Below are 522 nucleotides of genomic sequence, written 5' to 3' on the forward strand. Positions count from 1 at the left end.
AGGACGCTTAGCTCAGCTGGGAGAGCATCTGCCTTACAAGCAGAGGGTCGGCGGTTCGATCCCGTCAGCGTCCACCATATAAGATTTTAACGACGCGGGGTGGAGCAGCCCGGTAGCTCGTCGGGCTCATAACCCGAAGGCCGCAGGTTCAAATCCTGCCCCCGCAACCAAACTTTATCATCGGAGTGAATCCGAGAGCTTGTAATGTGGAGCTGTGGTGTAGAGGCCTAACATGCCTGCCTGTCACGCAGGAGACCGCGGGTTCGAATCCCGTCAGCTCCGCCATTATTCATCATACGGCTCGGTAGCTCAGTTGGTAGAGCAGAGGACTGAAAATCCTCGTGTCGGCGGTTCGATTCCGTCCCGAGCCACCTTGAAAGACAATTGCATATTTGCCGCTGTAGCTCAACTGGTAGAGCAACTGACTTGTAATCAGTAGGTTGGGGGTTCAAGTCCTCTCGGCGGCACCACATGGAGGATTAGCGAAGTGGCCAAACGCAGCAGACTGTAAATCTGTTCTCT

The 522-nt window shown here is 54.8% G+C and carries 5 tRNA genes; all 5 read left to right on the forward strand.

From position 1 onward, the window contains the following. The first annotated feature begins 1 nt into the window (after nt 1). The 5 genes from ACY1JZ_RS26070 (at nt 2) to ACY1JZ_RS26090 (ending at nt 470) form a co-directional block, all read left to right on the forward strand. Nucleotides 2-77: transfer RNA gene (locus ACY1JZ_RS26070), tRNA-Val, on the forward strand. 16 nt (nt 78-93) lie between these two features. After that, a tRNA-Met gene (locus ACY1JZ_RS26075) sits at nt 94-170 on the forward strand. A 38-nt stretch (nt 171-208) separates the two neighbouring features. Beyond that, nucleotides 209-285, forward strand: a tRNA-Asp gene (locus tag ACY1JZ_RS26080). Nucleotides 286-298: 13 nt separating this feature from the next. Then, nucleotides 299-371, forward strand: a tRNA-Phe gene (locus ACY1JZ_RS26085). 23 nt (nt 372-394) lie between these two features. Beyond that, nucleotides 395-470, forward strand: a tRNA-Thr gene (locus ACY1JZ_RS26090). Nucleotides 471-522: the final 52 nt, after the last annotated feature.

It is taken from the genome of Paenibacillus sp. J5 (genome assembly GCF_054955055.1).